Origin of the sequence: Fibrisoma montanum (assembly GCF_003583365.1) — a bacterium.
Classification (GTDB): Bacteria; Bacteroidota; Bacteroidia; order Cytophagales; family Spirosomataceae; genus Fibrisoma; species Fibrisoma montanum.
Window position 1 is genome coordinate 28,078 of sequence record NZ_QXED01000004.1, and the last position, 26,948, is coordinate 55,025.

The 26,948-nt window shown below is 53.7% G+C and carries 22 protein-coding genes; 17 read left to right on the forward strand and 5 right to left on the reverse strand.

Translation table 11 applies throughout. The features are described 5' to 3' along the window. Positions 1-6 precede the first annotated feature (6 nt). The 9 genes from mreD (at position 7) to DYU11_RS14155 (ending at position 12,336) form a co-directional block, all read left to right on the forward strand. Positions 7-513 (forward strand): rod shape-determining protein MreD, encoded by a 507-nt coding sequence (mreD, locus tag DYU11_RS14120; protein ID WP_119668875.1) that lies wholly within the window; start codon positions 7-9, stop codon positions 511-513. A gap of 6 nt (positions 514-519) precedes the next feature. Next, positions 520-1,005: a free L-methionine (R)-S-oxide reductase MsrC gene (gene msrC, locus DYU11_RS14125; protein WP_119668356.1), complete on the forward strand. Its 486-nt coding sequence runs from the start codon at positions 520-522 to the stop codon at positions 1,003-1,005. Positions 1,006-1,099: 94 nt separating this feature from the next. Then, a complete protein-coding gene (locus DYU11_RS14130; RefSeq protein ID WP_119668357.1) occupies positions 1,100-2,158 on the forward strand; it encodes a 6-bladed beta-propeller in 1,059 nt (352 codons plus the stop codon). Continuing rightward, positions 2,158-4,173: an alpha-amylase family protein gene (locus DYU11_RS14135; RefSeq protein ID WP_119668358.1), complete on the forward strand. Its 2,016-nt coding sequence runs from the start codon at positions 2,158-2,160 to the stop codon at positions 4,171-4,173. The genes DYU11_RS14130 and DYU11_RS14135 overlap by 1 nt, the downstream gene beginning before the upstream one ends. A gap of 40 nt (positions 4,174-4,213) precedes the next feature. Then, a complete protein-coding gene (locus DYU11_RS14140) occupies positions 4,214-5,743 on the forward strand; it encodes a c-type cytochrome domain-containing protein (RefSeq protein ID WP_119668359.1) in 1,530 nt (509 codons plus the stop codon). A gap of 77 nt (positions 5,744-5,820) precedes the next feature. Continuing rightward, entirely contained in the window at positions 5,821-5,946 is a 126-nt protein-coding gene (locus DYU11_RS33820; RefSeq protein WP_262697114.1) for a hypothetical protein, read from the forward strand. Between the two features lie 141 nt (positions 5,947-6,087). After that, positions 6,088-9,543, forward strand: coding sequence for a DUF1553 domain-containing protein (locus DYU11_RS14145; RefSeq protein ID WP_119668360.1), 3,456 nt, complete (start codon positions 6,088-6,090; stop codon positions 9,541-9,543). Positions 9,544-9,594: 51 nt separating this feature from the next. After that, positions 9,595-11,049, forward strand: a complete 1,455-nt coding sequence (locus tag DYU11_RS14150; protein ID WP_119668361.1) for a DUF1501 domain-containing protein — start codon at positions 9,595-9,597, stop codon at positions 11,047-11,049. A gap of 159 nt (positions 11,050-11,208) precedes the next feature. Further along, on the forward strand, positions 11,209-12,336 hold the full coding sequence (locus DYU11_RS14155; RefSeq protein ID WP_119668362.1) for a mechanosensitive ion channel family protein: 1,128 nt from the start codon (positions 11,209-11,211) through the stop codon (positions 12,334-12,336). Here DYU11_RS14155 and DYU11_RS14160 read toward each other — a convergent pair. The 5 genes from DYU11_RS14160 to DYU11_RS14180 all read right to left on the reverse strand — a co-directional run bounded on the left by DYU11_RS14160 (position 12,305) and on the right by DYU11_RS14180 (position 17,438). Next, complete coding sequence (locus DYU11_RS14160; RefSeq protein ID WP_119668363.1) at positions 12,305-13,888, reverse strand: FAD-dependent oxidoreductase; 1,584 nt, start codon at positions 13,886-13,888, stop codon at positions 12,305-12,307. The genes DYU11_RS14155 and DYU11_RS14160 overlap by 32 nt on opposite strands. Positions 13,889-14,001: 113 nt before the next feature. Continuing rightward, entirely contained in the window at positions 14,002-14,394 is a 393-nt protein-coding gene (locus DYU11_RS14165) for an ExbD/TolR family protein (RefSeq protein ID WP_119668364.1), read from the reverse strand. Between the two features lie 38 nt (positions 14,395-14,432). Then, positions 14,433-15,143, reverse strand: coding sequence for a MotA/TolQ/ExbB proton channel family protein (locus DYU11_RS14170; RefSeq protein ID WP_009285332.1), 711 nt, complete (start codon positions 15,141-15,143; stop codon positions 14,433-14,435). 150 nt (positions 15,144-15,293) lie between these two features. Next, positions 15,294-16,409, reverse strand: a complete 1,116-nt coding sequence (locus tag DYU11_RS14175) for an alkane 1-monooxygenase (RefSeq protein ID WP_119668365.1) — start codon at positions 16,407-16,409, stop codon at positions 15,294-15,296. A gap of 57 nt (positions 16,410-16,466) precedes the next feature. After that, positions 16,467-17,438 carry a zinc-dependent alcohol dehydrogenase family protein gene (locus tag DYU11_RS14180; protein WP_119668366.1) on the reverse strand — a complete coding sequence of 324 codons (972 nt, stop codon included), beginning with the start codon at positions 17,436-17,438 and terminating at the stop codon, positions 16,467-16,469. A 78-nt stretch (positions 17,439-17,516) separates the two neighbouring features. Between DYU11_RS14180 and DYU11_RS14185 the strand changes: the two genes are divergently transcribed. The 8 genes from DYU11_RS14185 to DYU11_RS14220 all read left to right on the forward strand — a co-directional run bounded on the left by DYU11_RS14185 (position 17,517) and on the right by DYU11_RS14220 (position 26,814). Further along, positions 17,517-18,242 (forward strand): MIP/aquaporin family protein, encoded by a 726-nt coding sequence (locus tag DYU11_RS14185; RefSeq protein ID WP_119668367.1) that lies wholly within the window; start codon positions 17,517-17,519, stop codon positions 18,240-18,242. A 44-nt stretch (positions 18,243-18,286) separates the two neighbouring features. Further along, entirely contained in the window at positions 18,287-19,786 is a 1,500-nt protein-coding gene (glpK, locus tag DYU11_RS14190) for a glycerol kinase GlpK (protein WP_119668368.1), read from the forward strand. 96 nt (positions 19,787-19,882) lie between these two features. After that, a complete protein-coding gene (locus DYU11_RS14195; RefSeq protein WP_119668369.1) occupies positions 19,883-20,707 on the forward strand; it encodes a 3'-5' exonuclease in 825 nt (274 codons plus the stop codon). A gap of 153 nt (positions 20,708-20,860) precedes the next feature. Continuing rightward, complete coding sequence (gene nuoK, locus DYU11_RS14200) at positions 20,861-21,205, forward strand: NADH-quinone oxidoreductase subunit NuoK (RefSeq protein ID WP_009285338.1); 345 nt, start codon at positions 20,861-20,863, stop codon at positions 21,203-21,205. Positions 21,206-21,280: 75 nt separating this feature from the next. After that, the gene (gene nuoL / locus DYU11_RS14205) at positions 21,281-23,209 is read left to right on the forward strand and encodes an NADH-quinone oxidoreductase subunit L (protein WP_119668370.1); all 1,929 of its coding nucleotides are present in this window, start codon (positions 21,281-21,283) and stop codon (positions 23,207-23,209) included. Positions 23,210-23,230: 21 nt separating this feature from the next. Continuing rightward, a complete protein-coding gene (locus DYU11_RS14210) occupies positions 23,231-24,709 on the forward strand; it encodes a complex I subunit 4 family protein (protein WP_119668371.1) in 1,479 nt (492 codons plus the stop codon). Positions 24,710-24,796: 87 nt separating this feature from the next. Beyond that, positions 24,797-26,203 carry an NADH-quinone oxidoreductase subunit N gene (locus DYU11_RS14215; RefSeq protein ID WP_119668372.1) on the forward strand — a complete coding sequence of 469 codons (1,407 nt, stop codon included), beginning with the start codon at positions 24,797-24,799 and terminating at the stop codon, positions 26,201-26,203. Positions 26,204-26,319: 116 nt separating this feature from the next. Next, positions 26,320-26,814, forward strand: a complete 495-nt coding sequence (locus tag DYU11_RS14220; protein ID WP_119668373.1) for a GtrA family protein — start codon at positions 26,320-26,322, stop codon at positions 26,812-26,814. The last annotated feature ends 134 nt before the right edge of the window (positions 26,815-26,948 follow it).

Here is a 26,948-nt window from a genome sequence, read left to right on the forward strand (position 1 = left end):
ATGACTATGACCTTACGTGAGATTGTACGAACCACGCTACTGTTTGTCTTTTATCTGGCTCTGCAAATCTTGCTGGTACGCAATCTTGTGTTGTTCGATTATGCGTTTTGCTTCGTGTACATAGCCTGCATCCTGATGCTGCCGCTGGATACCAGTCTGACCGTCCTGCTGGTGACGGCTTTCGTGACGGGCCTTATCGTCGATACATTCTACAATACGTTGGGGATGCACGCGGCTGCTACGGTGCTGATGGCTTATTTTCGGCCTGTCATCGCCCGAACGCAGATTGATCAGTCGGGGCAGGAGTTTCGCACGGAGGTAATGTTACAGGATCTGGAAACCGGCCAGTTTTTCCGGTACGTATTCATACTGGCCTTAATCCACCACACGGCTTTGTTCTTTATTGAAGCGAGCACCATTACACTACTGATGCCTACGCTCATCCGGATTGGTGCCAGCGTATTGTTCACTACGATCAGCATCATGCTGCTTACTTTTTTTACCAAACGATAATTGACTATGGCGGAGACCCTGCTTATTCCTCAAACTGCCGATCGGGAAGCCATTTATGAAAGTTTGATTCCGCAGATAGCCGCCCTGACGGAAGGTGAGCCGGATCTGACGGCGAATCTTGCCAATATCGCGGCCGCGCTGAAAGAAGCGTTTGGGTTTTTCTGGGTTGGTTTCTACCTGAAAAAAGACGACCAACTGGTGCTTGGGCCGTTTCAGGGACCAATTGCCTGCACACGTATTGCCTTTGATAAAGGCGTGTGCGGAGCCGCTTACTCGCGCCGGGAAACCATCCTCGTGCCCGACGTAGACCAGTTTCCGGGGCACATTGCCTGTAGTTCAGCATCGAAGTCGGAGGTGGTCGTTCCCGTATTTGACCGCCTGGGCGACGTTCGTATGGTGCTGGATGTAGACAGTGATCAGCTTGATGATTTTAGCGACGTTGATGTAAAAGGGCTTGAACGAGTCGCAGCGCTGATTACAGCGTTTTTGTAATTTATTCCCTTCCGTCTGGCCAGGACTTTGGGATCGCTGTAAGGGTAAAGTCCACCTAAAATTGTCTTTTTTAGGTAAACCCTGACAAACGACCATGATTTTCCGTTCGTCCCGCCGGTCATTCCTGAGGCAGGCTTCCTTACTCACAGCTGCAGGCCTGTCCACTCCGTCGTTGCTGTTCGCTTCGGCCGCCAACGAAACGGTCGTACTGGGCCATAATTCCCACCGGTATCGGGTTGTGCCCAACTGGGGCCTGCTGGATGCCGGCGTTAACCCCGTCAACGATTGTCATGAAATGGTACAGGACGCCAAAGGGCGGATTATCCTGCTTACCAACGAAACGAAGAACAATATCTTAGTTTATGATAAGTCGGGCAAGCTCCTCGAAACCTGGGGACATGACTATCCGGGTGGACATGGCCTGACCCTGGCTGGCGACGGCAATGACCAGTTTCTCCTTATCTGCGATCCGGACCGGCATCAGGTCATCAAGACGGATCTGAAAGGCCGGGAGCTCATGAAACTCGATTACCCGAAAGAAACCGGCAAATACGCGTACCCCTCGCAGTACAAACCAACCGAAACGGCGGTTAACCCCGCCAACGGCGATATTTACGTAGTCGATGGCTATGGGCTGAACTACGTGATGCAGTATGATCAGAAAGGCCGTTTTATCCGTCATTGGGGCGGCAAAGGCGCCGGCGAAGAAACGTTCGACTGTTGCCACGGCATTGTGGTGGATCGACGCACGGCATCCCCAACCCTGTTGATAACCGACCGTCGACGTAACGCCCTAAAGCGTTTCTCGCTGGATGGCAAGTATATGTCCACCATCGCGCTGCCCGGTTCATACATCTGCCGGCCAGTGATTCATGGCGACAACATCTACGGGGCGGTGTTCCGCAGTACGTCCGATTCGTACCCGGATTCCGGATACATAACCATTCTGGATAAAAACGACCGGGTTATATCGACGCCGGGCGGATCGGAGCCGGTTTATGCAAACGGTAAACTGGGCGAACAACGTAAGGACCGCAGCGCTACCATTTTTATGCATCCGCACGACGTACTGGTTGATGAGGACGATAATCTCTACGTAGCGCAGTGGAATTCACGGAAAACGTATCCGGTCAAACTGGAACGCGTCGCCTGATGAAGTATGCTTTTTTGTTGATTCTGGCAGGGGTTTGTATGACCGCAACGGCGCAGCAGCGAACGTCGGCTCCGGCAAAACGACAGGTACCGCTTCGGCGAGCCGATAGTTTTTTCGGGCTCCACTTTGATTTTCACGCCGAAAAAAACGATACCCTCATTGGCCGAACCCTGACCGAGGGCATGATCGACACCTTGCTGACCCGCGTCAGGCCCGATTTCATCCAGGTTGATTGTAAAGGGCATCAGGGGATTTCGAGTTACCCGACCAAAGTGGGCTACTCGCCCGATCGGTTTGTCAAAAACACCCTGGAGTTGTTTCGCACCGTAACGCGTCGGCATGGTGTAGGGCTCTACGTCCACTATTCAGGTATCTGGGACTTTGAAGCGCTCCGGCACCATGCTAACTGGGCGCGGGTTGACCCAGATGGTAAGCCAGATGCAAGGTCTATGTCGGTGTATGGCCCTTACGTGGACAGTTTGCTGATTCCACAGCTGAAAGAAATCAGCGAGTACGGTGTCGATGGCGTCTGGGTCGATGGCGACTGCTGGGCCACCGTGCCTGATTATAGCCCAGTGGCGCAGAATGCGTTTCGGGCCGAAACGGGCCTTCAGGACGTACCGAGGAAGAAAGCAGACACCGGCTATGATGCCCTGCTGGAAACCCAGCGTCGCGCTTTTCGGCGGTACGTGGGACACTACGCTGACGAACTGCATCGCTACAAACCAGCGTTTCAGGTGGCCAGCAACTGGGCGTTTTCGTCGTTCATGCCTGAACCGGTGGACATCAACGTCGATTTTATTTCGGGCGATCTGGCTCCGACGAACAGCGTTAACAGTGCGGCCTACGAAGCCCGGTGCATTGCGCCACAGGGAAAACCCTGGGATCTGATGGCGTGGAGCTTTGGCAGTAATTATGACGAAGTACATTCGCCCAAGCCCGCCCGGCAGTTGTGTCAGGAAGCCGCGCAGGTGATGGCAATGGGGGGCGGTTTTCAGGCCTACTATACTCAGCAGCGCGACGCCAGCATCAAGCTCTGGGAGGTGGACGTTATGGAAGAACTGGCCCGGTTCTGCCGCGCTCGTCAGGCCTATACGCACAAGGCGGCTCCTGTGCCGCAGATCGCTCTGCTATACTCATCCGTTGGGTATAAAAAACTTAGTACGGGTATATATCCCGGCTCCAATGGCATTAATCAGGCGCTGATCGGGATTCTTGATATGCTGCTTTACAATCAGTACCCAACGGAGGTACTGATGGAGCACCACCTGCGGGGCCGAATGCAGGCGTATCCGGTTATTGTTGTTCCTGAGTGGGCAACGCTCGATCCAGCCTTCCGGGATGAACTGGTGCAGTACGCCCGAAACGGCGGCAACCTGCTGGTGATAGGGAGTGAAGCGGTCCTCAACTTTCGGGATGTGCTGGGCGTACAACTGAACGACGTAGTAAAAGGGGGCCTGTCGGTTGGTCTCGCAAATCAGATTACGGGCACGCCCGAAGCCTACCAGACATTTTCCCCGTCGGTCGGTACGCGGACAATTGGTGGCCTGTATCGTCGGCGGGATATGCGCAGTTACGTAGGGCCCGCGGCTTCGGTGGCCTCGGTAGGAAAAGGGCGTATTGCGGCTATCTATGTGAATATGGGCGCTAACTATTTAAAGCGCGAAACCGTACAGAATCGGGATTTCCTGAAGGCGGTCGTTCGTGAGGTGTTTGCTAAGCCGCTGGTTGACGTACAGGGCTCCCGTAAAGTACACGTAGCGGTGAATCGGAAAGGTAGTCAGCTGCTGGTCAACCTTATCAACATGACGGGCGTACACGGCAATAAAGCCGTTCATACCTACGATGACATTACACCTGTAGGGCCGCTGACCGTGAACCTGCGGAGCCCGTCCCGACCCAAACGCATTACACTTCAGCCGGGAAACGTTCCGGTGCAGTTCACAGCGAAAAGTGATAAAATATCATTAATAATTCCGAAATTAGACATTCATTCTGTGCTGGTTATAGAATAGCACGTTATTCTACGTCGGCCATTCTTGAGTAGACCTTACCATGAACCAGTTTACCCTCTTGCTCCAGGCAACTACATCACCATCCGATTGGGTCCTGTTTTTCGGACACTTTCACCCGCTGATTGTACACCTGCCCATCGGTTTCTTACTTGTTGCTGGTATTCTTGAAGCAGGTCGGCGGCTTGGGAAAGTCAGCGTCAGCGATTCGGCCATTACCAACGTATTGTTCTGGTCGGCGGTGAGTGCTACGGTGGCCTGTCTTTTTGGCTATCTGTTGTCGCTGGGTGGAGGGTACGAACAGGAAACGCTGGATAGCCACATGTGGCAGGGCATCGGGGTAGCGGTATTTGCCTGGATCGCCTGGGCGGTTAAATCGGACTACGTCGGCGATCGCATCCCGTTCGGGTCGGCTCTTTACCTGCCTGCGCTGGTGGTGGCGATTGTGCTGCTTGGTACCGCCGGCCACCTCGGCGGCTCGCTGACCCACGGCTCCGACTACCTGACGCAGTACACCCCGGAGCCGTTCCGCACGCTGGCCGGTATTCCGCCCCGGACGCAGGAAGTCGCCATCAAGCCCATTACGGATGTCAACCAGGCACTGGTTTACGAGCAGATTGTTAACCCGATCTTAAAGACCCGTTGCGTACAGTGCCATAACGCGGAGAAATCGAAAGGGGATCTGCGCTTTGATACCGCCGAGATGCTGAAAAAAGGGGGTGAAAACGGCCCCGTCTTTGTTGCGGGCAAAGGGACTGACAGCGAACTGGTGAAGCGGTGCCTGCTGCCCGAAGAGGACGATCATCACATGCCGCCCAAGGGAAAGACTCAGCTTACCGAAGGCCAGATAGCGCTGCTGACCTGGTGGATTGACCAGGGTGCCCCTTTCGACAAAAAGGTGTCTGAACTCAACGTGAATGACGCTATCAAACCCGTGCTGGCTTCGCTGGGAACCGGGGCACCGGCTGGTGGTGCCGGGCTGGCTGCGTCGGGTCCCGCGCCCGTATCGCCCGTTTTGACAATGAAGCTCCCGACCCCTGATCCTAAAGCCGTCGATGAGTTGAAGCAAACGGGCCTGCTGGTCCTGCCCCTGTCGAAAGAGCAGAACCAGCTGGAAGTCAGTGCTGTCAATGCCAAAGCCTTCAATGATGCCCAAGCTGCGGTACTGCCCAAACTTTCAAATCAGATTGTGTGGTTGAAGCTTGGTGAAACGGCCATTACGGATGCAGCGCTGGCGCAGATCGCTAAACTTAAAAACCTACAGAAACTGCATCTGGAGCAGACTAAAGTGACTGACGCTGGTTTGAAGCAACTGAAGGCATTGCCTAACCTGGAGTATCTGAATCTCTATGGCACGTCCATTACGGACGCGGGGTTGAAAGAACTGGCCGGGCTAAAGAGCCTGAAAACCGTTTATCTCTGGCAAACGAACGTAACGGAGCCGGCGCTTGCTGAGTTGAAAAAAGCCCTTCCTGACGTCGAATTTGTGGGTGGCATCAGTGAACAGGCGGTGGCTGAATTTACAAAAGCCGGAGCCGCGAATGCACAGCCTGACGAGGACAAGAAAAACTGAATCGTTTGAATACCTAGGAGCCCTGTTCGACCCTGTCGGCCCTGAGTCATTCGGCACGGTCGAAGGAGATTGCACTCATGAAGCAGCTGTATGCCGAAGAGAAGGCTGCGTTTAGGCGACGCCCGCAGCAGGCGGTCAGTTTGCTCACTGTGGGCGATACAAAACCCGATTCTCACATTCCGGCCACTGAATTGGCGGCCTGACAATCGTGGTGAGTGCCGTCATGAATCATAATAAAGTAATTATGAAACGATAGAACGATTCGATAATGAAATTAGGTTTTACTTCTAACTCGCGCAATAAAAACGTAGTTTTATAACTTATAACCTGCTATGTCTCAACGTATGCCCATCTGGTCTGACATACGATTTAAATACGCAGCGCTATCAGTAGCCATTGGCGCGTTTGGCGTAACGGTATGGTCATCGTGCAGCCATAGCTCGGTCGAGAAACCGGCCGACGTGGTGACTGCGGAGGTTAACCTGCCCGAAAAGGTCGATTATAATCTGCACATCAAGCCCATACTGTCGGATCGCTGTTTTGCCTGCCATGGGCCCGACAAGAACAAGCAGCAGGCAGGTTTGCGGCTCGATACGCCCGAAGGCGCTTACGAGGCATTGGCGGAAAGCGGTAAAAAGGCGATTGTACCGCACGATCTCGGCGAGAGTGAGGTATTTCACCGGATTACCAGCACCGATCCGGAGTATGTGATGCCGACGCCGGAATCGAATCTGAGCCTGAACGCCGAAGAAAAAGCCTTGCTTATCCGTTGGATTGAGCAGGGTGCCGAATACAAAGAGCATTGGTCGCTCATTGCCCCGACTACACCCGAGTTGCCCAAAGTATCCGACGAAAAATGGGTCAAAAACGACATTGACCGCTTTGTACTGGCCAAGCAGGAAGCCAAAAAGCTAAGCCATGCAGCCGAAGCCGATAAAGCGACGTTGCTGCGTCGGGTCAGTCTGGACCTGACGGGTTTGCCACCTACGCCAGCCGAAGTGGATGCGTTCCTGGCCGATACATCCCCGAACGCGTACGAAAAGGTGGTGAATCGGCTGCTGGCCAGTCCGCATTACGGCGAACGCCAGGCTATTGAGTGGCTCGATGTCGCTCGCTACGCCGATACGCACGGCTATCAGGACGACGGCCTGCGGACAATGTGGCCTTACCGGGACTGGGTCATCAAAGCATACAACCGGAACCTGCCATTCGACAAGTTCATCACCTGGCAGCTAGCCGGCGACCTGCTGCCAAAGTCTACCAATCCGGATGTGAACCGAAGCCGGATGATTGCGACCGCCTTTAACCGCAATCACCAGCAAAGCCAGGAGGGTGGTATCGTACCGGAAGAATACCTGGCTGAATACATCGCCGACCGCGCCAATACGTTCGGGAAAGCCATGCTGGGCCTTACGGTGGAGTGCGCCCGTTGCCACGACCACAAGTACGATCCCATCAGCCAGAAGGATTACTACGCACTGGGAGCATTCTTCGCTCAGAATAACGAATACGGCCAGATACCATACAACGGTGAACCATCGCCCCACATAACCATCCCGAAGCCGGAAGCGCAGGCCAAACTCAAATACATTCGGGAGCAGATCCGATCGGTAGATGGCCAGCTGGCTACTGAAATGAAAGCGGGTGCCCGGCAGCGGTTCAACTCCTGGCTGACACAGGCGCAGCGCGATCCGGCCAAAGCGCTGATGCCCGGCAATCAGGATCTGATCGTTTACGTTCCGTTTGACCAGAGCAAGGACGTACCAGCCGATAAGCCAAAAAAGGAGGACAACAAAACGAAAGAAGCGGCTCAAAAAGCAGCAAAAGCAGCTAAGAAAGAGGATGAGGTAGCAAAGAAACCGCGTGTTCGCCGGCTCTTCCAGAACCTGGCCAACGATACCATTCCGCTCGAAACCCATGGCGATCTGGACTTCCCGGTTCCGTACGTGAAAGGCCCGGTTGGTCAGGGAGTGAAGCTGATTGGCGAAAGCTACCTGGAGTTGAAGTGGGTCAACAGTGCCAAAAAGCCGGAAAAAGACGAAAAATACAAGCAGCCAACCTGGTTTGAACGAAACGAGCCCTTCACGGTTAGCTTGTGGGTCAACGTGCAGGACCCTAAGCTGAAAGGTCCGCTTTTTAACCGGAACATGGGCCCCTTCAATGGCTTCCGGGGCTACGAATGCGTTCGGCTGGAGGATGGCCGCCTGGCGTTTCGGTTCAGCTACGTCTGGCCCGACGATGCCATCGACGTGGAAACGCTGGACAAGCTGCCGCTTAACCGCTGGGCGTTGCTGACCATGACCTACGACGGAACCAGCCGGGCGTCGGGTATGCACATCTACGTAAACGGGCAGCCGGCCCGTACGCGGATCATGACCGATAACCTGACGCAGAGTACCGTTTGGGGTAAAGAAGGCTCAAGCTGGGGGGCTGGGGCTCCGAACCTGGCCATGGGCCAGCGCCACGATTATAACTTTAAAGGCTACTCAATTGACGAACTGCGCGTTTACGCCCGGAAGCTAACTCCGCTGGAAGTTCAGGGTCTATATACGCAGCAAAATCACCTGCTTCAGGCGCTTAAAACACCCAGCCGGTCACCAGCCCAGCAAACGGCTCTGTTCGACTACTACGTAACTAACGTTGACCGACCAGCGCAGGAACGCCGGCTAACCCGGGAGCAGGAGCTGGGTGAAGAAACCCGGGTGCTGAGCGAACAGATCGACGTCATGGTGATGCGGGAGCGTAAATACCCACGGCCTACCTTTATTCTGAAGCGTGGGGCTTATGATGCGCCCGGCGATCCGGTTGGCCCTGATACGCCTGACAAGTTCTATAAAATCCCCGACAACCTGCCGAAGAACCGGTTGGGTCTGGCTCAGTGGTTATTACTGCCCGAAAATCCGCTGTTTGCCCGGGTTATGGTAAACCGGTTCTGGCAGCACTATTTTGGGCAGGGGCTGGCTAAAAACAGCGATGACTTTGGTAACCAGGGGGCCTTACCAACCCACGCCGAGTTGTTGGACTACCTGGCCGTTCAATTTCGCGAGAGTGGCTGGAATGTGAAGGCCATGCAGAAGCTGATCGTGATGTCAGCAACGTACCGGCAGTCGTCGGCGGTATCGGAGAAAGCCCGCGAATTGGATCTCGACAACTCGTTCCTGACGCGTGGACCGAGCTACCGGATGTCGGCGGAGCAGGTTCGCGACAATGCGCTGGCCGCGAGTGGCCTGCTTACCCGAACCATTGGCGGACCCAGTGTGCATCCGTATCAGCCGGCCGGGATCTGGGAAGCGTTAGCCACCCGTAATGCCGTGAAGTACGTTCAGAACCACGGCGACAGCCTGTACCGCCGGTCAATGTACACGATCTGGAAGCGGAGTTCGCCCCCACCGATGATGCTTAACTTCGACGCCAGCGAACGCCATTTCTGCACGGTGAAGCGTCAGAAAACTAGTACGCCCTTGCAGGCGCTGGTAACACTCAATGACCCGCAGTTCGTCGAAGCGGCCCGGGTGCTGGCCCAGCGGGGGCTGGCGCAGGGGCAAACCGGCGACGTCTTCATCAGTAATGCCTTCAAAGCGGTAGTAAGTCGTCCGGCCCGGCCGGCGGAGATGAGTTTGATGAAGCAGTTGTACGCCGACGAATTGGCCGATTTTCGTCGTAATCCTAAACGGGCCAGTGAGTTGCTCTCCGTAGGGGAGTACCCCGTTGATAAAAAACTAAGCCCGGAGGAGCTGGCAGCCTGGACGGTAGTTGCCAGCACCATCATGAACGTTGACGAAGCGATTATTAAACGATAGCCTGTTGGTTGCTGAGTCATTCTGTGCTCAACGACCCACTGATAAACGACTATGGACATTCAGGACGAAATCCACGATCAGCTTAGCCGCCGGACTTTTCTGGGTCAGAGCAGCGCCGGTTTAGGTACCATTGCGCTGGCGTCGCTTTTAAATCCTAAAAACCTGTTTGCGGGGGCCTCGGCTCCCGGCGAAATGCCGGAATTGGGTAAACCGCACTTTGCGCCCAAGGTGAAACGCGTAATTTACCTGTTCCAGAGTGGGGCGCCCTCGCAGCTGGAATTGTTCGATTACAAGCCTAAGCTGGAAAGCATGTGGGGCAAAGACCTGCCGGAGTCCGTGCGGAAAGGACAGCGGCTGACCGGTATGACAGCCGGGCAAAGCCACTTCCCGCTGGCTGCATCCCGCTATAAATTTGCGCAGTACGGTCCCAGCCGGATGTGGATCAGTGAGTTGTTGCCTTATACCTCCCGCATTGTCAACGACCTGACGTTTATCCGGTCGATGCATACAGAAGCAATCAACCACGACCCGGCCGTTACGTTCTTCCAGACGGGTAGTCAACAGGCCGGCCGGCCGAGTTTTGGGTCATGGATTAGCTACGGCCTTGGGTCGGACAACCAGAACCTGCCGGCTTTCGTGGTGTTGCTGTCGAAGGGGCGTGACGGCGATCAGCCCCTGTATGCGAAGCTATGGAGCAATGGCTTTCTGCCTTCCGTGCATCAGGGGGTTGTGTTCCGGTCGGGGCCAGATCCGGTTTATTATTTGAACAATCCGCCGGGCATTGATAAAGCCAGTCGTCGGCGGATGCTCGATTATCTGGCCAAAATGCATCAGGAGCAATATAAGCACGTACTGGATCCGGAAATCAATAACCGCATGGCCCAGTATGAAATGGCTTACCGGATGCAGACCTCCGTGCCCGAAACGCTCGACATCTCGAAGGAGCCCGACTACATCTTCGATATGTACGGTCCTGAATCGCGCAAACCCGGTACGTTTGCGGCTAACTGCCTGCTGGCCCGGAAACTGATTGAGAAGGATGTAAAATTTGTGCAGCTTTACCACCAGGGCTGGGATCAGCACGGCAACCTGCCCAACGACATTAAAATTCAGACGAAGAGCGTTGACCAGCCCTCGGCCGCCCTGATCCTGGACCTGAAGCAGCGGGGTTTGCTCGACGACACGCTGGTGATCTGGGGGGGAGAGTTCGGCCGAACGAATTATTCGCAGGGTAAACTGACTAAAGATAATTACGGACGCGACCACCACCCCCGTTGTTTCTCGATCTGGATGGCAGGTGCCGGCATCAAAAAAGGGATGGTCTATGGCGAAACGGATGAATTTGGCTACAACATTGCCAAAGACCCCGTCCATGTCCATGATTTTCAGGCAACGGTACTGCACCTGCTGGGGATGGACCACGAGAAATTAACCTTCAAACATCAGGGCCGTCGCTACCGGCTGACGGACGTTCATGGTAAGGTCGTTAAGCCCCTGTTAGCCTGATCATATACCACAACCCGAACCGGTGGTCTTATCAGATTCCGGTTCAGTTGCTCAATTAAAAAGCTGACCAACCGGTCGGCTTTTTAATTTTGCAGGTGTGTAAGGCTTGTTGAGAAGCCGGTTTTCAGGGAATGCCCACCATCAAATGATACGGAAGGTATGCAACAACAGATAGATAGCTGGATTCGGGAGATAATACGCTGGTTTGGTTTCGTACCAAACCGAGATTTGTCGGGCTGGATATTGCTCATTATAGCCGTCGTGCTTGGCCTGATCGTTAACGTGATCGTAACGTGGGTGATTCGGTCGATTCTGAAAAGACAGAACCCTGACTTTCTGCTGATCTTACGCCGTCATCTGCGATGGGCGTTTTACGTATTTGTGCCGTCGCTGTTTTTTCTGATCGCGACCAACCTGCAGTCCGAACGGTTCATCCGCCGACATCCCGTTGCCGATAAAACGGCGGAGGTATTCTTTCTGATCGCGACAACCTGGCTACTCATTAAGCTGCTGAAATTTGGGGAGGTGCTCCTGATTCGGCAGTATGACACCTCGAAAGATATCAATCTGTCGCAACGGAAGTTTGTGACGCAGGTACGGTTCATTCGGCGCACGATCGGGTTGGCCGTAGTCATCATCAGTGCGTCGTTGCTGCTGATTACGTTTCAGGGAAGCCGGAAAGTTGGCCTGAGCGTACTGACGTCCGCGGGGGTCGTTTCGGTACTGATTGGTTTTGCGGCCCAGAAAACCCTGGGTAACTTCCTGGCGGGCGTGCAGATTGCCTTTACGCAGCAAATTCGCCTGGACGATGCCGTTGTTGTCGAGAAAGAATGGGGCCGAATTGAGGAAATTAACCTGACCAATGTAGTTGTGCGGCTCTGGGACCGACGACGCCTGATTCTGCCCATTACGTATTTTGTCGAAACACCGTTCGAAAACTGGACCCGTTCCGATGCGTCGATCACCGGTGCCGTTATGCTTTACCTCGACTACAACCTGCCGGTGGACAAACTACGCGCAAAAGCCCATGAGCTGGCTGAAAACGATCCACTCTGGAACGGCGAAGTCTTCGCCGTTCAGGTGGTCGATACGCAGCCTACCTGCATTGTCGTACGGGTGTTGATGTCGGCGGCCGATGCACCGTCGGCTTTTGACCTGCGCTGCAACATGCGTGAAAAACTCATTCAATTCATCCGCGATGAATACCCGCAGAGCCTGCCCCAGACCCGGCTTCTGCTGGCTGAAGAACTCAAACCTAAAGACGCTGTACCAAGTCCGGCCAGCTGACACCCTGTTGGATAGCCTCAACGGACGGCAAACGACCGGTCTGCATTAATTCCCGGATAGCGATCATGTCCTGATCGCGCTTAACGCCGGCCGCGGCTTTAACCTGCCCTGCCTGTACGTAGAAGGCAATAAATGCTTCGTCCTGCTCAGGGTCGCCGTCGTAGATGATGTCGTCGATGCGATCAGTATGGCCAACGTAGTTGATTCGCGTTCCCTGCTGATTCGTCCAGAAGAAGGGTACGCTACGGTAAGGAGTAGCCTGACCGGCCATGTTCAGGCCTGCTACGTGCCCCTGGAGTCCGGCCACTTTCCAGTGTTCAATCCGCTGAGGACCGTCGGCGGTCGGGTAATGGACAATATCACCGGCGGCATATAAACCATCGGCAATCTGCAGGTATTCATCTGACTTAACTCCGCCATCGTTCTCCAGCTGAATACCCTGTAAAAAGTCGGTCCGGGGGCTTACTCCCAGGCCTACCAGTACAAAATCGGTGGAAAGGCGCTGGCCATTGCTGAGAACAACATGCGTAACGTGGCCGGCATTACCTTCAAGCCGCTCAACGCGTTGGCCAAGGTGGAACCGGACTCCTTTCTTTTCGTGCCAGCCCTGAACAAGGCGACCCATTTTTTCACCCAGTACTGATTGGAAAGGTACTGGGTGAGACCCTACTACGTCGACCTCGCAGCCCAGCTTGCGCAGGCTCATGGCGCCTTCCAGACCAATAAACGAACTTCCGATGATGACAACTCGCTTGCGGATCTGGCCCATGGCGCGTAGCATCCGGCTATCCTGCAAACTCCGCAGCGTGTGCACGCCATCCAGATCGGCTCCCGGTACGTTTAACGGATTAGGGGTGCCACCGGAGCAGACCAGCGCTTTCTGGTACGTTATGCTTTCGCCGGAGGTCAGGTCGATACGTTTCTGTTGTGGGTCCAGCGAGGCTACCTGCTGACCACGCCGAATGTCGATGCCGTATGATTCGTAAAAGTCATCGTCGCGCAACGGCATCCACTCGTCCGGCGCTTCGCCCTGCAAAAAATCTTTACTGCAATTAGGGCGGTCGTATGGGCCTTCGGTATCCTGCGTCAGCATAACGATCCGGCCCGTAAACCCGCCCTGGCGTAGGGCTTCGGCAGCAAAAGCCCCGGCCCCGCCACCGCCAATAATCACATAGGTGTCGGTATTGGACTCGTCGGGTGCCGCCATAGGGTTTGGCGTACTTTCCTGATCCGTCGTTAAGCGAACGAATACCTGATCGCCTTCAATGCGTACTTCATGCGTAGGTAATCCGTTCAAGGCGGGCGATTCCAGACGGTGCCCCGTGCGAACGTCGAAACAGGCGTTGTGCCACGGACAAATCAGTCGATTGCCCTGCAGCAGCCCTTTGGCTAACGGGGCCTGGTAGTGCGTACATTTAGGGGGAAACGCATAGAATTGGCCTTCAACACGAGCCAGCAGCACATCCGTATCGCCAACGCGTACTTCTTTTAATTGGCCATCAAGCAAATCAGAGACGCTGCACACAGCAGCCTCGGTGAAGTTGGTAGTCATAGATGAATGGGTCAGTGCAGATATAAACTACCATCCCGGCCAAATTGATTGATCACTAACGCAAAAAGCCGCTCCAGAGCGGCTTTTTGCGTTAGTGATCAAAAAGTGAGCAGCTACTTCGACGTAGCCATCACCATTTTGATATTCAGTTTGGCCCCCGTCTGCAACACATTGACCAAATCCTGAACGGTCAGTGATTTGTCAAAGCGAACGACTACGGTGGGCTCGGCAATACCGGCCATGATCGTTTGCAATTCAGTTTCCAGATTGGCCGGGTCAACCGGTTTACGATCAATGAAATACTGCTTGTTGCCGTCTACCGAGAGCGTTACCTGCTTTTTACTCAGCTGCTGAGAGGACGATGCCTTTGGCAGCAATAGCTTGATTACGTTAGGATTTGCTACGGTTGAGATGATGAGGAAGAACAACAGCAGGAAGAACATGATGTCGTTCAGCGATGAAGTCGCTACCTCAGCGGCAAACTTGCGTTTTCTTCGGAGTTTCATAATAGTCGGGGCCAAGGGTCTGCTTAGCCCGTAAATGTCTAACGCATCCGAACCGTTTCTGTCGGCTTCTGAAGGACTTCAATGAACTCAAACGCATTCATTTCCAGCGCGAGCGTGAACTTCTCGATCATCATGTTCAGCAGGTGGTAACCCGTGTAGGCAATTACGCCCACAATCAGACCGGCCCCGGACGTGATCATTTTTTCGTACAATCCACCGGCGATAATCCCAACGCTGATGTTGTCGGACAGCGAGATATCGTAGAAGATACGAATGATACCCGAGATGGTACCGATAAAGCCCAGCAGCGGTGCGATACCGGCGATGATGCCCAGATACCCCAGATTACGTTCCAGTCGACCGATTTCAATCTGCCCGACCGTTTCGACCGTGGCTTCGATCTCCCGGATAGGTGAACCAATCCGGCCAATGGCTTTCTCGAAGATTCGACCAGTGGCGGTACGTTGGTTTTTGCAGAATGACTCAGCCGATTTGATGTTGCCCTGCAGCACCATATCCTTCACGTTGTCGATGAAGCCGGCATCAGTCCGGGTTTGAGCCCGAATGATGAAGAATCGCTCGAAGATCAGGTATAAAGCGCAGAAGAACAGAAAAGCGATGGGAATCATTACCCAGCCGCCTTTGGCTACTAAGTCCAGCAGTTGCAGACTTTGTTGAGGAGCAGCCCCCGAAGCGGCCGATAACGACGCGGCCGTGGTGTCGGTGGCCGGAACCTGAAGCAATAGCATACAGACGATACAAGTGAAAATGGTTCAACCAATGGTCGTTAGGAAACAAACGACTTTGGTTTTCGGATATTGTTGTCAAAGATAAGGAAGCTGCCAAAATTCAGAAGAGAAACTTAGGAAATGTCCACGATTTTGGCCGAGTAAAATGCATTATGCGAACTGCCGGACAACGGCCGCAATTTCGTCGGCACTACAGGCTCGCTGCTGCCAGCGTTCGAGCCGTGGATTCATAACCCGGAACCACAGGGGCGGCACCAGTGCGAGCAGAATCATGGTCGGGTAGCCGGAGGGAAGCTGGGGGCTTTCGTCGAAGTGACGCAGCACCTGATACGGTCGTGATGCATAAGCGTGGTGATCGGAATGGCGCTGAAGCTGAAACAAAACCAGATTGCTGATCAATTCGCTGGCATTCCACGAGTGCAGAGGATTAACGCGTTCATACCGGCCGGGCGCTACTTCCCGCCGGGTTATACCATAATGCTCGATGTAATTGATACTTTCCAGCAGCAGGATGGCTACAAAGCTTTGAACGACAAAAAAAACAGGTACCAACCAGACCAGCCTACCAGCCCAGCCGCTGAACCCGGCCATTAGTGCCGCGCAAAGCAGAACCGGGAGAATGGTAAACCAGATCATATCGTTGTGGCGGCTCCAGCCGGAGTGCCCTGACTTCATCAACCGTTTTTTCTCGATCTGCCATGCACTGCGGTAGCTGCCCACGAGACTTTGCCGCCAGAACGCATACAACGTCTGATTTTTGCGGGCAGTGGCCGGGTCGGCCGGGGTTGCTACGTGGACATGATGGCCCCGATTGTGTTCAATCAGGAAATGCATGTAGCTGACCGACAGCAGTGCCATCCTGGCGTGAAATTGAGCGATACGACTACTACGGTGCCCCAGTTCATGAGCTACGTTGATGATGGTGCCGGAAAATAGTCCGATGTTGATCATTAAGCGAACTTTCTGGATCGTAGTCAGCGGATCAGTCGTCAGGACGTAGCAGCCCCAGAGCAGCAGACCGTATTGGAGATAGACGGACGAGTACAGCAGCACGTCGAAGTAGCGATCGGTCAACGTGGCTTCAAAAGCGTCGCGGCTGATGTTGGATCGATCGCGGCCCGCCAGAAAATCGAGCAGCGGTACAACACAATATACGTAGAAGGCACCCGCCCAGGTCCACGGCGAGTCGCCGACGTAGTAGCCAGCCAGAATAACAGCCAGCAAACTGTACGACCACAGAAAACCAAGTTTTTTGAATGGATTCATGGTACGTGTTTTTAAGCGGCTAACCAGCTTTCTTCAAACGGGTTAGCCTCCCAAAAATTACGGTTTCACCAGAATCTTTCCAAACCGGGCGGTTTGTTCGGCATGTTCAACGGCCTTCGTGATATCGTCGAGGGAGTAGCTGGCTTCGACCGGTAGCTGAATCTGACCCGATGCCAGCAGTTGAATGACATTCTGGGCTACGTCCTGGCGCGTCTGGCTATCGACCCGGCGCATCCAGTCGGTGAGCCAGAACCCTTTGACGGTCAGTTCGCGGAAGATCATCATACCGGCATTCAGCGTTGGGTCCTGCAGGCTGAGCAACCCATAAATGATCATGGTACCGCCTTTACTCAGGCATTTCATCGCTTCACTGGCCGTGTGGCCACCGACGGCATCCAGCACGCAGGCAACCCCATTCCCATCGGTTATCTGCTTCACACGAGCGGGCAGGTTCTCATGCTCCGTATTGATGATCTCAGTAATACCGAGCGTTTTAAGTTCATCGTTCAGGGTATCGCGCCGGACGGTACCGATGGTCTGAATACCCCGCATTTTGCACAATTGAATCACCAGTTTACCAAATGCGGAACCGGCCGCCGTAAGCATGAGCCAGCCTCCTTCCGGAACTTTCGATTCCTGCACCAATGCATAGGCCGTAAACGGATTCACAAACAACTGAGCCGCTATGTCGTCGCTGATTGACTCCGGTACCGGAATCAGACTACGGTGGTGCGCAATGGCATACTCTGACCATGTCCCGACGCTGGTGAAGCTGACCCGCATTCCGGTTCGCATCTGTACACCCTCCCCGAGTGCATCCACAATACCGACGCCCTCAAACCCGGCCCCGGATGGTAGCTGCGGCCGAATGCCATACATGTTTTGCACAAACATCAGGTCGGAGGGGTTGATCGGACTGGCCAGCACTTTCACCCGAACCTCGCCCGGTTTAGGTTCCGGAGCCGGCAAATCAGTAACTTTCAGGATGTCGGTGGGTTTTCCAGTTTGCTCAAAGACAATGGTTTTCATGGAGTTGAGAAAATGAGTTGCGTTTGGCCCAAAAATATGGCTTAATTCGCACAAACTATTCCTAAACCAAGCTTATTGATGCAAACGTCTCCTTTCCTGGGTGAGCTTATTGGAACGACAGTGCTGCTCCTGCTCGGCAACGGTGTTGTTGCCAACGTAGTGCTGAAACAAACCAAAGGTGAAGCGGCCGGCTGGATGGTTATAACAACCGGCTGGGCCTTTGCCGTAACCATCGCCGTCTTTGTCGCCAAAGCATTCGGCAGCGTCGATGCTCACCTGAACCCTGCCGTAACGGTTGCCTTTGCGGTAGCCACCAACGAGTACAACACTATTGCAACCTACATTCCGGCGCAGCTGATCGGGTCCTTTCTCGGTGCCGTTCTCGTCTGGCTACAGTACGCTCCTCACTGGGCGGCTACTCCAGGTCCCGGCGATAAACTGGCCTGTTTTGCCACCGGACCGGCCATTCGCAACACGGGTGCCAATCTGCTGAGCGAGTCGTTGGCTACTTTGGTGCTGATTCTGGGTCTGGCCGGGATTTCATCCAAAAATCTGGGTACCCTGGCTATCGGGGTTGGACCGTATCTGGTCGGTGTGCTGGTCTGGAGCATCGGTCTGTCCTTGGGCGGCACAACCGGATACGCCATCAACCCCGTCCGCGATTTAGGACCGCGCATCGCCCATGCTATCCTACCGATTCCCGGCAAAGGGTCGTCCGACTGGAGCTACGGCTGGATTCCCATCGTAGGGCCCCTGATCGGTGGCGCGCTGGGCGGGGTATTAATCCGGTGGTTTGCGTTGTAAACTAAATAGGCTAACGAACTTTCATACGGATCTAACCATTTCTTATGCCCACCTACATAGCTGCCATTGACCAGGGCACAACCAGCACGCGTTGCATCGTATTCGACCGCTCCGGCGCTATCGTATCCTTAGCTCAGAAAGAGCACCGCCAAATTTATCCTCAGCCGGGCTGGGTCGAGCATGACCCTGACGAAATCTGGCGTAATACCCTTGAGGTGATTGCGCTGGCCCGTATCAAAGCCAAACTTCAGGTTGGCGATATTGCGGCCGTAGGGATTACCAACCAGCGCGAAACAACCGTCGTCTGGAATCGTCGGACCGGGAAGCCTTACTACAATGCCCTTGTCTGGCAGGATATGCGGACGGCCGACTACGTATCGCGGTTCTCGAACGACGGTGGTCAGGATCGTTTCCGGGCCAAGACGGGTCTGCCGCTGGCTACGTATTTCAGCGGTCTGAAACTTCGCTGGCTGCTCGACAACGTTGACGGTTTACGAGCTGATGCCGAGCGGGGCGATGCCTTGTTTGGTAATATGGATACGTTTCTGGTCTGGAACCTGACCGGTGGTCCGCAGGGTGGGCTGCACCTGACGGACCAGACCAACGCGAGCCGAACGCAGCTTATGGATCTGGAAACACTCAACTGGGACAATGAACTGCTGCAGGCTTTTGACGTACCGCGGGCGATGCTTCCCGACATCCGGCCGAGTAGTGGTGATTTCGGTACGGTTTCGTCGGAAGTATTGCCGGGGGTACCCATTGCCGGTATCTTGGGCGATCAGCAGGCCGCGCTGGTTGGACAGACCTGCTTCGAGCCCGGGCAAGCCAAAAATACGTACGGCACCGGCTGTTTTCTGCTGATGAATACCGGTACGGAGCTACGTCATTCAACCTACGGATTACTGACCACCGTGGCGTATCAGTTTCGAGGTCAGCCCGTACACTACGCGCTGGAGGGTAGTGTCGCCATTACGGGCGCGTTGGTACAGTGGTTGCGCGACAATCTCGGGATTATAAAAAATAGCGTCGATATTGAAAAATTGGCCGGCTCAGTGGATGATAACGGCGGAGCGTATTTTGTGCCGGCTTTCTCCGGTTTGTATGCGCCCTACTGGAAAGCTGATGCCCGGGGCGTCATTGCCGGACTAACCCGGTTTGTCAACAAGGGTCACCTGGCGCGGGCCGTATTGGAAGCAACCGCCTACCAGACCGTCGACGTAGTGCGCGCCATGGAGCAGGACGCCAGTGTGAAACTGAGCTCGCTCCGGGTTGATGGGGGTATGACCGTCAACGACTTACTGATGCAGTTTCAGTCCGACGTACTCGACGTACCGGTTGTGCGTCCGACCATTACGGAGACAACCGCCCTCGGAGCGGCTTACGCAGCGGGGCTGGCCGTTGGGTACTGGAATGGGCTGGACGACCTGCGCCAGAACTGGGGGATTGCCCGGACTTACGAGCCAAAAATGGAGCCGGATACCCGAAGTCGGCTGCTGCACGGTTGGCAAAAAGCCGTTGAACGATCGTTCGGCTGGGAGGACTAGACGCTGACGGTGCGATTGTTTTCGATTTTGGTAGTCAACAATTCCACCGAAACCTATATACCTTTGTAGTCATACCGCGCAAAGCCCGCATTGGTCATGACGCATCAACTTGTACTCAAAAAGCCGCTGGCCTTTTTCGACCTCGAAACAACCGGCATCAATATCGCCAAAGACCGTATCATCGACATCTGCATCGCCAAGGCATTGCCCAATGGCGAAGTGGTTGTCAAAACGCATCGGGTCAACCCTGGCATGCCCATTCCGGTAGAATCGAGCATGATCCACGGTATTTTCGATGAGGATGTGAAAGACGCGCCCCCGTTCAAATCGGTTGCCCGGACGCTGGCGCAATTTCTGGAAGGCTGCGATCTGGCCGGGTTCAACTGCAACCGGTTCGACGTACCGCTGCTGGTCGAGGAGTTTCTTCGCGCCAATGTCGACTTCGACATGAAAAACCGGCGGTTAGTCGACGCCCAGCGCATTTTCCACCTCATGGAGCCCCGCAACCTGTCGGCAGCCTACCGGTTCTATTGCGGCAAGGAACTCCTGAACGCACACAGCGCCGAAGCCGATACACTGGCTACGCTGGAGGTGCTCGACGCGCAGGTGCAGAAGTACGTTGGCCGGATGGCAAAGGATGATAATGGCCAGGATGTTGTCTTTCAGAACGATGTTGACATGCTGCACAATCTGACGGCCAATAAGAATGTTGATCTGGCCGGGCGGATGATTGTCAATGAGAAAGGCGAAGAAGTATTCAACTTCGGCAAGCACAAAGGATTGCCCGTGCTGGATGTGCTGAAAAAAGAACCGTCGTTTTACGACTGGATGCTGAAAGGGGAGTTTCCGCTCGATACCAAGCGCCGACTCACCGAAATCCGGCTACGGATGTTTGCCAACGGGTTCAACGGGAAGAAATAGCTTCCGCTTATTGCATCGGCGGATTAGCAAATCTGGCCGGTTTGACCGGTCTCCGCGGGCAATAAGCATAATCTGTGGCATTGGTATTCTATGATACATTTGAGGAAGTCGAATAATCCGTAACTTTGCGGCAATTTTTAGCAACCGGTTAACATGCAACCCACGCAGAACGTCCTGATCCCGGAAGTCATTCAGCAAATACCGCTTACCTATTATATCATCATCAGTACGGCGCTGTTCGTCATTGGCATCATCGGCGTACTCACCCGGCGAAACGCCATCATCATCTTCATGTCCATCGAGTTGATGCTGAACGCGGTCAACCTGTTACTGATTGCGTTTTCGTCGTATCGCTCCGATTCGTCCGGGCAGGTGTTCGTCTTTTTTATCATGGCCGTGGCAGCCGCTGAGGTGTCGGTCGGGCTGGCCATCATTGTGATGATTTACCGAAATACCCGCTCTATCGACGTGGGCTTACTGAATAAATTAAAATGGTAAACACCGTCAGGCTGTCGATGAGCGCTCCTGTTCATACCGTACTGACGTACTGACCTACCGATTTACTGACTACCTATGCAGACAGACTTACTCTGTGCCTTAATTCCGCTCTTTCCTCTCATTGGTTTCATCATCAATGGCTTCGGGTTTCGTCGGATACCCAAAAGCCTGGCTGGGGCCATTGCAACCGTAGCTGTTCTCGCGTCGTTTCTGACGAGTTGTTTTCTGTTCGGCGCTTTTCTGGGTAATGCCAACCTTACCAGTACCGCCGGTCCGCTGAAAGCCGTTTTGTTCGACTGGATTAGCGTCGGCGACCTGGATATCAGCTTCTCGTTCCAGATCGACCAGCTCTCGCTGCTGATGCTGTTGGTTGTTACGGGCGTTGGCTCGCTGATTCACCTGTACAGCATCGGTTACATGAAGCACGACGAAGGGTTTGGTAAGTTCATGGCTTTCCTGAACCTGTTCGTGTTTTTCATGCTGCTGCTGGTGATGGGGTCAAACTACGTCATCATGTTCATCGGCTGGGAGGGCGTTGGTTTATGCTCTTACCTGCTGATCGGCTTCTGGAATACAAACACGAATTATAACAATGCGGCCCGCAAAGCCTTTGTCATGAACCGCATTGGTGACCTGGGTTTTTTGCTGGGGATTTTCTGGATCATAAACCTGTTCGGTACGACTGAGTACACCGACGTATTCAAGCAGGCTACCAGCCTCGCTATCGGCGATCCTGAAATTCTGGCGATTACATTGCTGCTGTTCGTCGGCGCGATGGGTAAGTCGGCACAGATTCCGCTTTACACCTGGCTTCCCGACGCCATGGCTGGTCCAACCCCCGTATCGGCCCTTATCCACGCAGCTACGATGGTTACGGCCGGTATCTACATGGTGGTTCGCTCGAACGTACTGTATACGCTCTCGCCCCTGACGCTGGAAATCATCGGTGGTATTGCAATCGCTACGGCACTGCTGGCGGCTTCGATTGGTCTGCTGCAAAATGACATCAAGAAAGTGCTCGCTTATTCGACGGTCAGTCAGTTAGGCTATATGTTTCTTGGCTTGAGCGTGACGGCTTACACGGCGGGGATGTTCCACGTTATTACCCACGCATTCTTCAAAGCTTTGCTTTTCCTGGGTGCCGGTAGCGTAATTCACGCTATGTCCGATGAGCAGGACATCCGAAACATGGGTGGCCTGCGGAAGTCTCTCCCCGTTACGTTCATTACGTTCCTGATCGGTACCATCGCTATTTCGGGCTTGCCACCGTTTGCGGGCTTCTTTTCGAAAGACGAAATTTTGGCGCACGTATTCGAACACAATAAAGTGCTGTGGGCACTGGGTGTGCTGGGTTCGGCGTTGACGTCATTTTATATGTTCCGGCTGCTGTTTCTGACGTTCTTCGGCGAGTTCCGGGGTACGGAAGAGCAACGGCATCACCTCCACGAATCACCCGCTACGATGACGGCTCCCCTGGTATTTCTGGCCATACTGTCGGCGGCTGGTGGCGTATTGAATCTGCCGGGCGGTGGCTGGCTGAGCGATTTCATGGCACCGCTGTTTGAGGGCTCGCGGCAGGTAAATCCCGAAGCATTTGCTGAATCAACGATCGACCACAGTACCGAATACATCCTTATGGCTGTTTCGGCCGGTGTGGCGTTGATTTCCGGCATCATTGCCTATGTCATGTACGTCAGTCGCGGGGCGGTTCCGGCACCCGAAACGACCGAGCGGTCAATGCCTGAACAGGTGGTGTATAACAAGTACTACGTTGATGAGTTCTACGAAGCCATTATTGTCCGGCCCATCCGGGGCCTGGGCGATGCGCTCTACAGCTTCGGCGAGTTTATCATCGACGGTGTTGTCAACGGAGTGGCCTGGCTGGTACGGGCCGGCTCGAATCAACTGCGGCTGCTGCAGAACGGCTCGATTGGTTTCTACGTCTTTGCGATGGTACTGAGCATTGTTGCCATCATCGCCCTGCGATTCTTCGTCCGTTTTTAACCACCGCTACTCGAACGACCTATGCTAACGCTTGCACTTATACTTTTTCCGGCCGTAGCGGCTACGTTACTACTTTTTGTGAACGGGGAAACATCCCGCACATTGGCGTTTGGGGCCGCTCTGCTTGAGCTGGCACTGGCGGCTTACGTCTTTGTTGGGTTCGTGCCCGACGCAAAAACGCAGTTTGCCTTCGATTATCCCTGGATCGGCTCGCTGGGTATTCGGTTCAGCGCGGGTGTGGATGGGATTAGCCTGCTGCTGGTACTACTGACCGGCCTGCTGACGCCCTTTATCGTCCTGTCGACGTTCAACCGGAACTACAGCCGGGCATCGGTATTTTATGCCCTCATGCTGTACATGCAGGCTGCGTTGATGGGAGTCTTTACCGCCCGCGACGGATTCCTGTTCTATTTATTCTTCGAAGCCGCGCTGATTCCCATTTACTTCCTGGCGGCCATGTGGGGTGGTGAAAACCGGATTCCGGTTACGTTCAAGTTTTTTGTTTACACGATTTTTGGCAGCCTGTTCATGCTGGTAGCGCTGGTTTACCTGTATTACCAGACAGGACCGATAAACGGCGCACCGCATTCGTCAGCCATCACGGATTTTTATAACTTAAAGCTTACGCCGACTGCGCAGGGCTGGGTATTCTGGGCGTTTTTCATTGCGTTTGCGATCAAGATGCCCATATTCCCATTCCATACGTGGCAACCCGACACCTACGTAGAATCACCGACGCCCGCTACCATGCTGCTGGCTGGTATTATGCTGAAGATGGGGGTGTATGGCCTGATCCGGTTCATCCTGCCGATCGTTCCCATTGGCGTTGAAGCCTGGGGGACAACAGCTATCATTCTGTCGGTCATCGGTATAGTATATGGCTCGATCATCGCCATCCGTCAGCAGGATATGAAGCGGCTGATTGCGTACTCCTCGTTCTCGCACGTAGGGTTGATGGCTGCCGGGGTTTTCTCACAGACCGAAACGGGTCTGCAGGGGGCACTGGTTCAAATGCTGGCACACGGTATCAACGTAGTGGGCATGTTTTTTATCGCTGATGTCATTTTCTCGCGGACCAATACCCTGCAACTTGATCAACTGGGGGGCATTACGAAAACGACGCCTAAACTGACCGTATATTTCATGATTATGCTGCTGGGTAGCGTTGCGTTGCCGCTCACCAATGGCTTCGTAGGTGAATTCCTGCTGCTGCATGGCGTATTTACGTTCAATCACTACCTCGGTTTAGCGGCTGGGTTTACTATTATTTTTGGTGCGGTTTATATGCTTCGGATGTTTCAGAAAAGCATGTTCGGCGCTTCATCCACCCGCACCGAGTCGTTTGCTGATCTGACCGGTTCAGAAAGCTGGGTGCTGCTGCCACTGGCCATTATGGTATTCTGGATTGGTATTTACCCGGTTTCTTTCCTGAAAGTGACAGAACCGGCTGTAGTTAACTTGATGAAATACATCGGCACAACGGCCGTATCCCTGAAATGAGTTATTCAGTTCGGAGTTTGTAGTTTGAAAGCCGGCTTAACCCCCTGAACCTTTTAACTGCAAACAACAAACTACAAACTAAACCATATGTTTCCCATCGTTCTGTTATCAGTTTTTGGCATTCTGTTGCTGTTTCTGGGCTTTCTGAAGTCAAGGGCCATCCTGTTGCCGGCTGCGTTACTATTTCTGCTGGTCTCTCTGGCCGTCAACTTTATCGACTGGAACAAAACGTACCTGTATTTTAACGGCATGCTGTTGTCCGACAACCTGTCCATGGTGTTCACGGCCATTGTTCTTGGTTCAGCGTTCATGGTCGTTGCCTTGTCGGGTAGTTTTATGGAAGACGAATCCGCCCAGCCCGCCGAATACTACGGTATTTTGCTGTTCTCGCTGGTTGGAGCGCTCATGATGATCGGGTTTGAGAACCTCATCATGCTTTTTGTGGGCGTTGAAATTTTGTCAGTAGCCATGTATGTCCTGACTGGCAGCGACAAGCGTAATCTGCGTTCCAACGAGGCCGCGCTGAAATACTTTCTGATGGGGGCCTTTACTACGGGCATCATGCTCTTTGGGATGGCGCTGCTCTACGGCGCTACCGGATCATTCACCCTGGGTGGTATTCGAGCGTATGCCGTAAACCCACAGGTTGGCCTTTCATTGCTGTTTTACGTCGGTCTGCTGATGTTATTGATCGGGTTGCTCTTTAAGGTCTCTGCGGCCCCCTTCCATTTCTGGACGCCAGACGTTTACGACGGCGCACCTACGCTCTTTACCGCGTTTATGTCGACGGTGGTTAAAACGGCCGGATTCGCAGCACTGTTTCGGTTGTTGTCAATTTCGTTTAGTGGTGTGTATACCTTCTGGTGGACCATTCTGGCTATCATTACGACCCTGACCCTGGTAGCGGGCAATATTACCGCCGTGTATCAGAATAGTTTCAAGCGGATGATGGCTTACTCCAGCATTTCTCATGCCGGGTACTTACTGATTGGCCTGGCGGCCCTGGGTCAGCAAACGAAGCAAGCCATCGTCTTTTACTCCCTGGCGTATTCGGTCGCAACAATTGCAGCCTTTGGGGTGCTGCTTTTGGTAGCCCGGCAGCGAAACGCCGAAACAATCACGTCGGGGGGCAGTTCCAGCGAGAGTTTTGATGCGTTCAATGGATTGGCCCGGCAAAATCCGCTGCTTGGTTTCGCCATGGCGGTCTCTATGCTGTCGTTGGCCGGTATTCCGCTCACGGCAGGTTTCTGGGGAAAATTTTACATGTTCTCAACGGCCGTCGAACGGGGCCAGATCTGGCTCTTGGTGGTCGCCGTGCTAATGTCGGCGGTCGGTATTTATTATTATTTCCGGGTAATTATTGCCATGTATTTCCGCGAAGGCGCAACCGCTCCGATTCGGGTAGCACCGTTCTATCGGTACGTGCTGGTAGTTGCCACTTTATTAACAATTGGCCTGGGAATTGCTCCTGGTTTGCTGGAAGGTTTATTCTGATCTGGCGCCGTTAGATGTCCCGTACCCTCAGTTATAAATGCAGGTTTGGGTGGTTTTCAGGCCGAGTAGATACTTTTGTAAGTCAATGGCTATAACAGCCCCTACCACCTAAGCCTGTGAATGTAAGCGGTGTCGAACAGTCGGGAAATAGAGAAGCTAGAAGTCTGTTTACATTTTTTCTAACAGCATTGCTGGGCGCATCCATCAATTTTGTTAGTCAGATCGTCTATCGTAATTTTTTCAACTTCGAGACCAGCGTTTTTTGTGGGTATCTGACAGCAACTGTTCTTACGTTTCTGCCCACGAAACGATTTGCCTTCTCGGCCGGCGGTACAGGCAACACCGGTCGGGAAGCCGTTAAATTCCTGGGCATTGCACTCGTAGCCCTGGTAGTTCAGGTAATGGTGTCGAAGTATACGCTCGAATGGATTGCTAAGCCACTGCTGCCTCAGACAAGTAATTTTGTTCGCGAAAAGGGCTCGCACGTAGTTGGAATGGGAGTCAGTTTTTTAGCAAACTACTTTGGTCATAAGCTGCTCACATTTCGTAGCACGGGTGTGTACGACCGCATCAAGGCTCGTTCGGTACGTCAGCGGGAACGTCAGCTGTAATCTTCAATAAGTTCTATAGACTTCAGGATTTTTTTAAGACCTAGTACTACCTAAGTAAAAATTTAGGTGTCAATATTGTATTGTTTTCTAAAAAAGTATATTTGTAACGAAAAACCTTAAACACCACTAAAGGC

Excerpts from the sequence above, each read along its gene's own strand:
- DYU11_RS14195 (WP_119668369.1), top strand. The coding sequence starts at position 19,883 with ATGACGCATCAACTTGTACTCAAAAAGCCGCTGGCCTTTTTCGACCTC.
- mreD (WP_119668875.1), top strand. The coding sequence starts at position 7 with ATGACCTTACGTGAGATTGTACGAACCACGCTACTGTTTGTCTTTTAT.
- DYU11_RS14155 (WP_119668362.1), top strand. The coding sequence starts at position 11,209 with ATGCAACAACAGATAGATAGCTGGATTCGGGAGATAATACGCTGGTTT.
- DYU11_RS14145 (WP_119668360.1), top strand. The coding sequence starts at position 6,088 with ATGCCCATCTGGTCTGACATACGATTTAAATACGCAGCGCTATCAGTA.
- DYU11_RS14170 (WP_009285332.1), bottom strand. The coding sequence starts at position 15,143 with ATGCTATTGCTTCAGGTTCCGGCCACCGACACCACGGCCGCGTCGTTA.
- msrC (WP_119668356.1), top strand. The coding sequence starts at position 520 with ATGGCGGAGACCCTGCTTATTCCTCAAACTGCCGATCGGGAAGCCATT.
- DYU11_RS14175 (WP_119668365.1), bottom strand. The coding sequence starts at position 16,409 with ATGAATCCATTCAAAAAACTTGGTTTTCTGTGGTCGTACAGTTTGCTG.
- nuoL (WP_119668370.1), top strand. The coding sequence starts at position 21,281 with ATGCAGACAGACTTACTCTGTGCCTTAATTCCGCTCTTTCCTCTCATT.
- DYU11_RS14135 (WP_119668358.1), top strand. The coding sequence starts at position 2,158 with ATGAAGTATGCTTTTTTGTTGATTCTGGCAGGGGTTTGTATGACCGCA.
- DYU11_RS14185 (WP_119668367.1), top strand. The coding sequence starts at position 17,517 with ATGCAAACGTCTCCTTTCCTGGGTGAGCTTATTGGAACGACAGTGCTG.
- DYU11_RS14160 (WP_119668363.1), bottom strand. The coding sequence starts at position 13,888 with ATGACTACCAACTTCACCGAGGCTGCTGTGTGCAGCGTCTCTGATTTG.
- DYU11_RS14130 (WP_119668357.1), top strand. The coding sequence starts at position 1,100 with ATGATTTTCCGTTCGTCCCGCCGGTCATTCCTGAGGCAGGCTTCCTTA.
- DYU11_RS14150 (WP_119668361.1), top strand. The coding sequence starts at position 9,595 with ATGGACATTCAGGACGAAATCCACGATCAGCTTAGCCGCCGGACTTTT.
- DYU11_RS14140 (WP_119668359.1), top strand. The coding sequence starts at position 4,214 with ATGAACCAGTTTACCCTCTTGCTCCAGGCAACTACATCACCATCCGAT.
- DYU11_RS14210 (WP_119668371.1), top strand. The coding sequence starts at position 23,231 with ATGCTAACGCTTGCACTTATACTTTTTCCGGCCGTAGCGGCTACGTTA.
- DYU11_RS14165 (WP_119668364.1), bottom strand. The coding sequence starts at position 14,394 with ATGAAACTCCGAAGAAAACGCAAGTTTGCCGCTGAGGTAGCGACTTCA.
- DYU11_RS14215 (WP_119668372.1), top strand. The coding sequence starts at position 24,797 with ATGTTTCCCATCGTTCTGTTATCAGTTTTTGGCATTCTGTTGCTGTTT.
- glpK (WP_119668368.1), top strand. The coding sequence starts at position 18,287 with ATGCCCACCTACATAGCTGCCATTGACCAGGGCACAACCAGCACGCGT.
- nuoK (WP_009285338.1), top strand. The coding sequence starts at position 20,861 with ATGCAACCCACGCAGAACGTCCTGATCCCGGAAGTCATTCAGCAAATA.
- DYU11_RS14180 (WP_119668366.1), bottom strand. The coding sequence starts at position 17,438 with ATGAAAACCATTGTCTTTGAGCAAACTGGAAAACCCACCGACATCCTG.
- DYU11_RS33820 (WP_262697114.1), top strand. The coding sequence starts at position 5,821 with ATGAAGCAGCTGTATGCCGAAGAGAAGGCTGCGTTTAGGCGACGCCCG.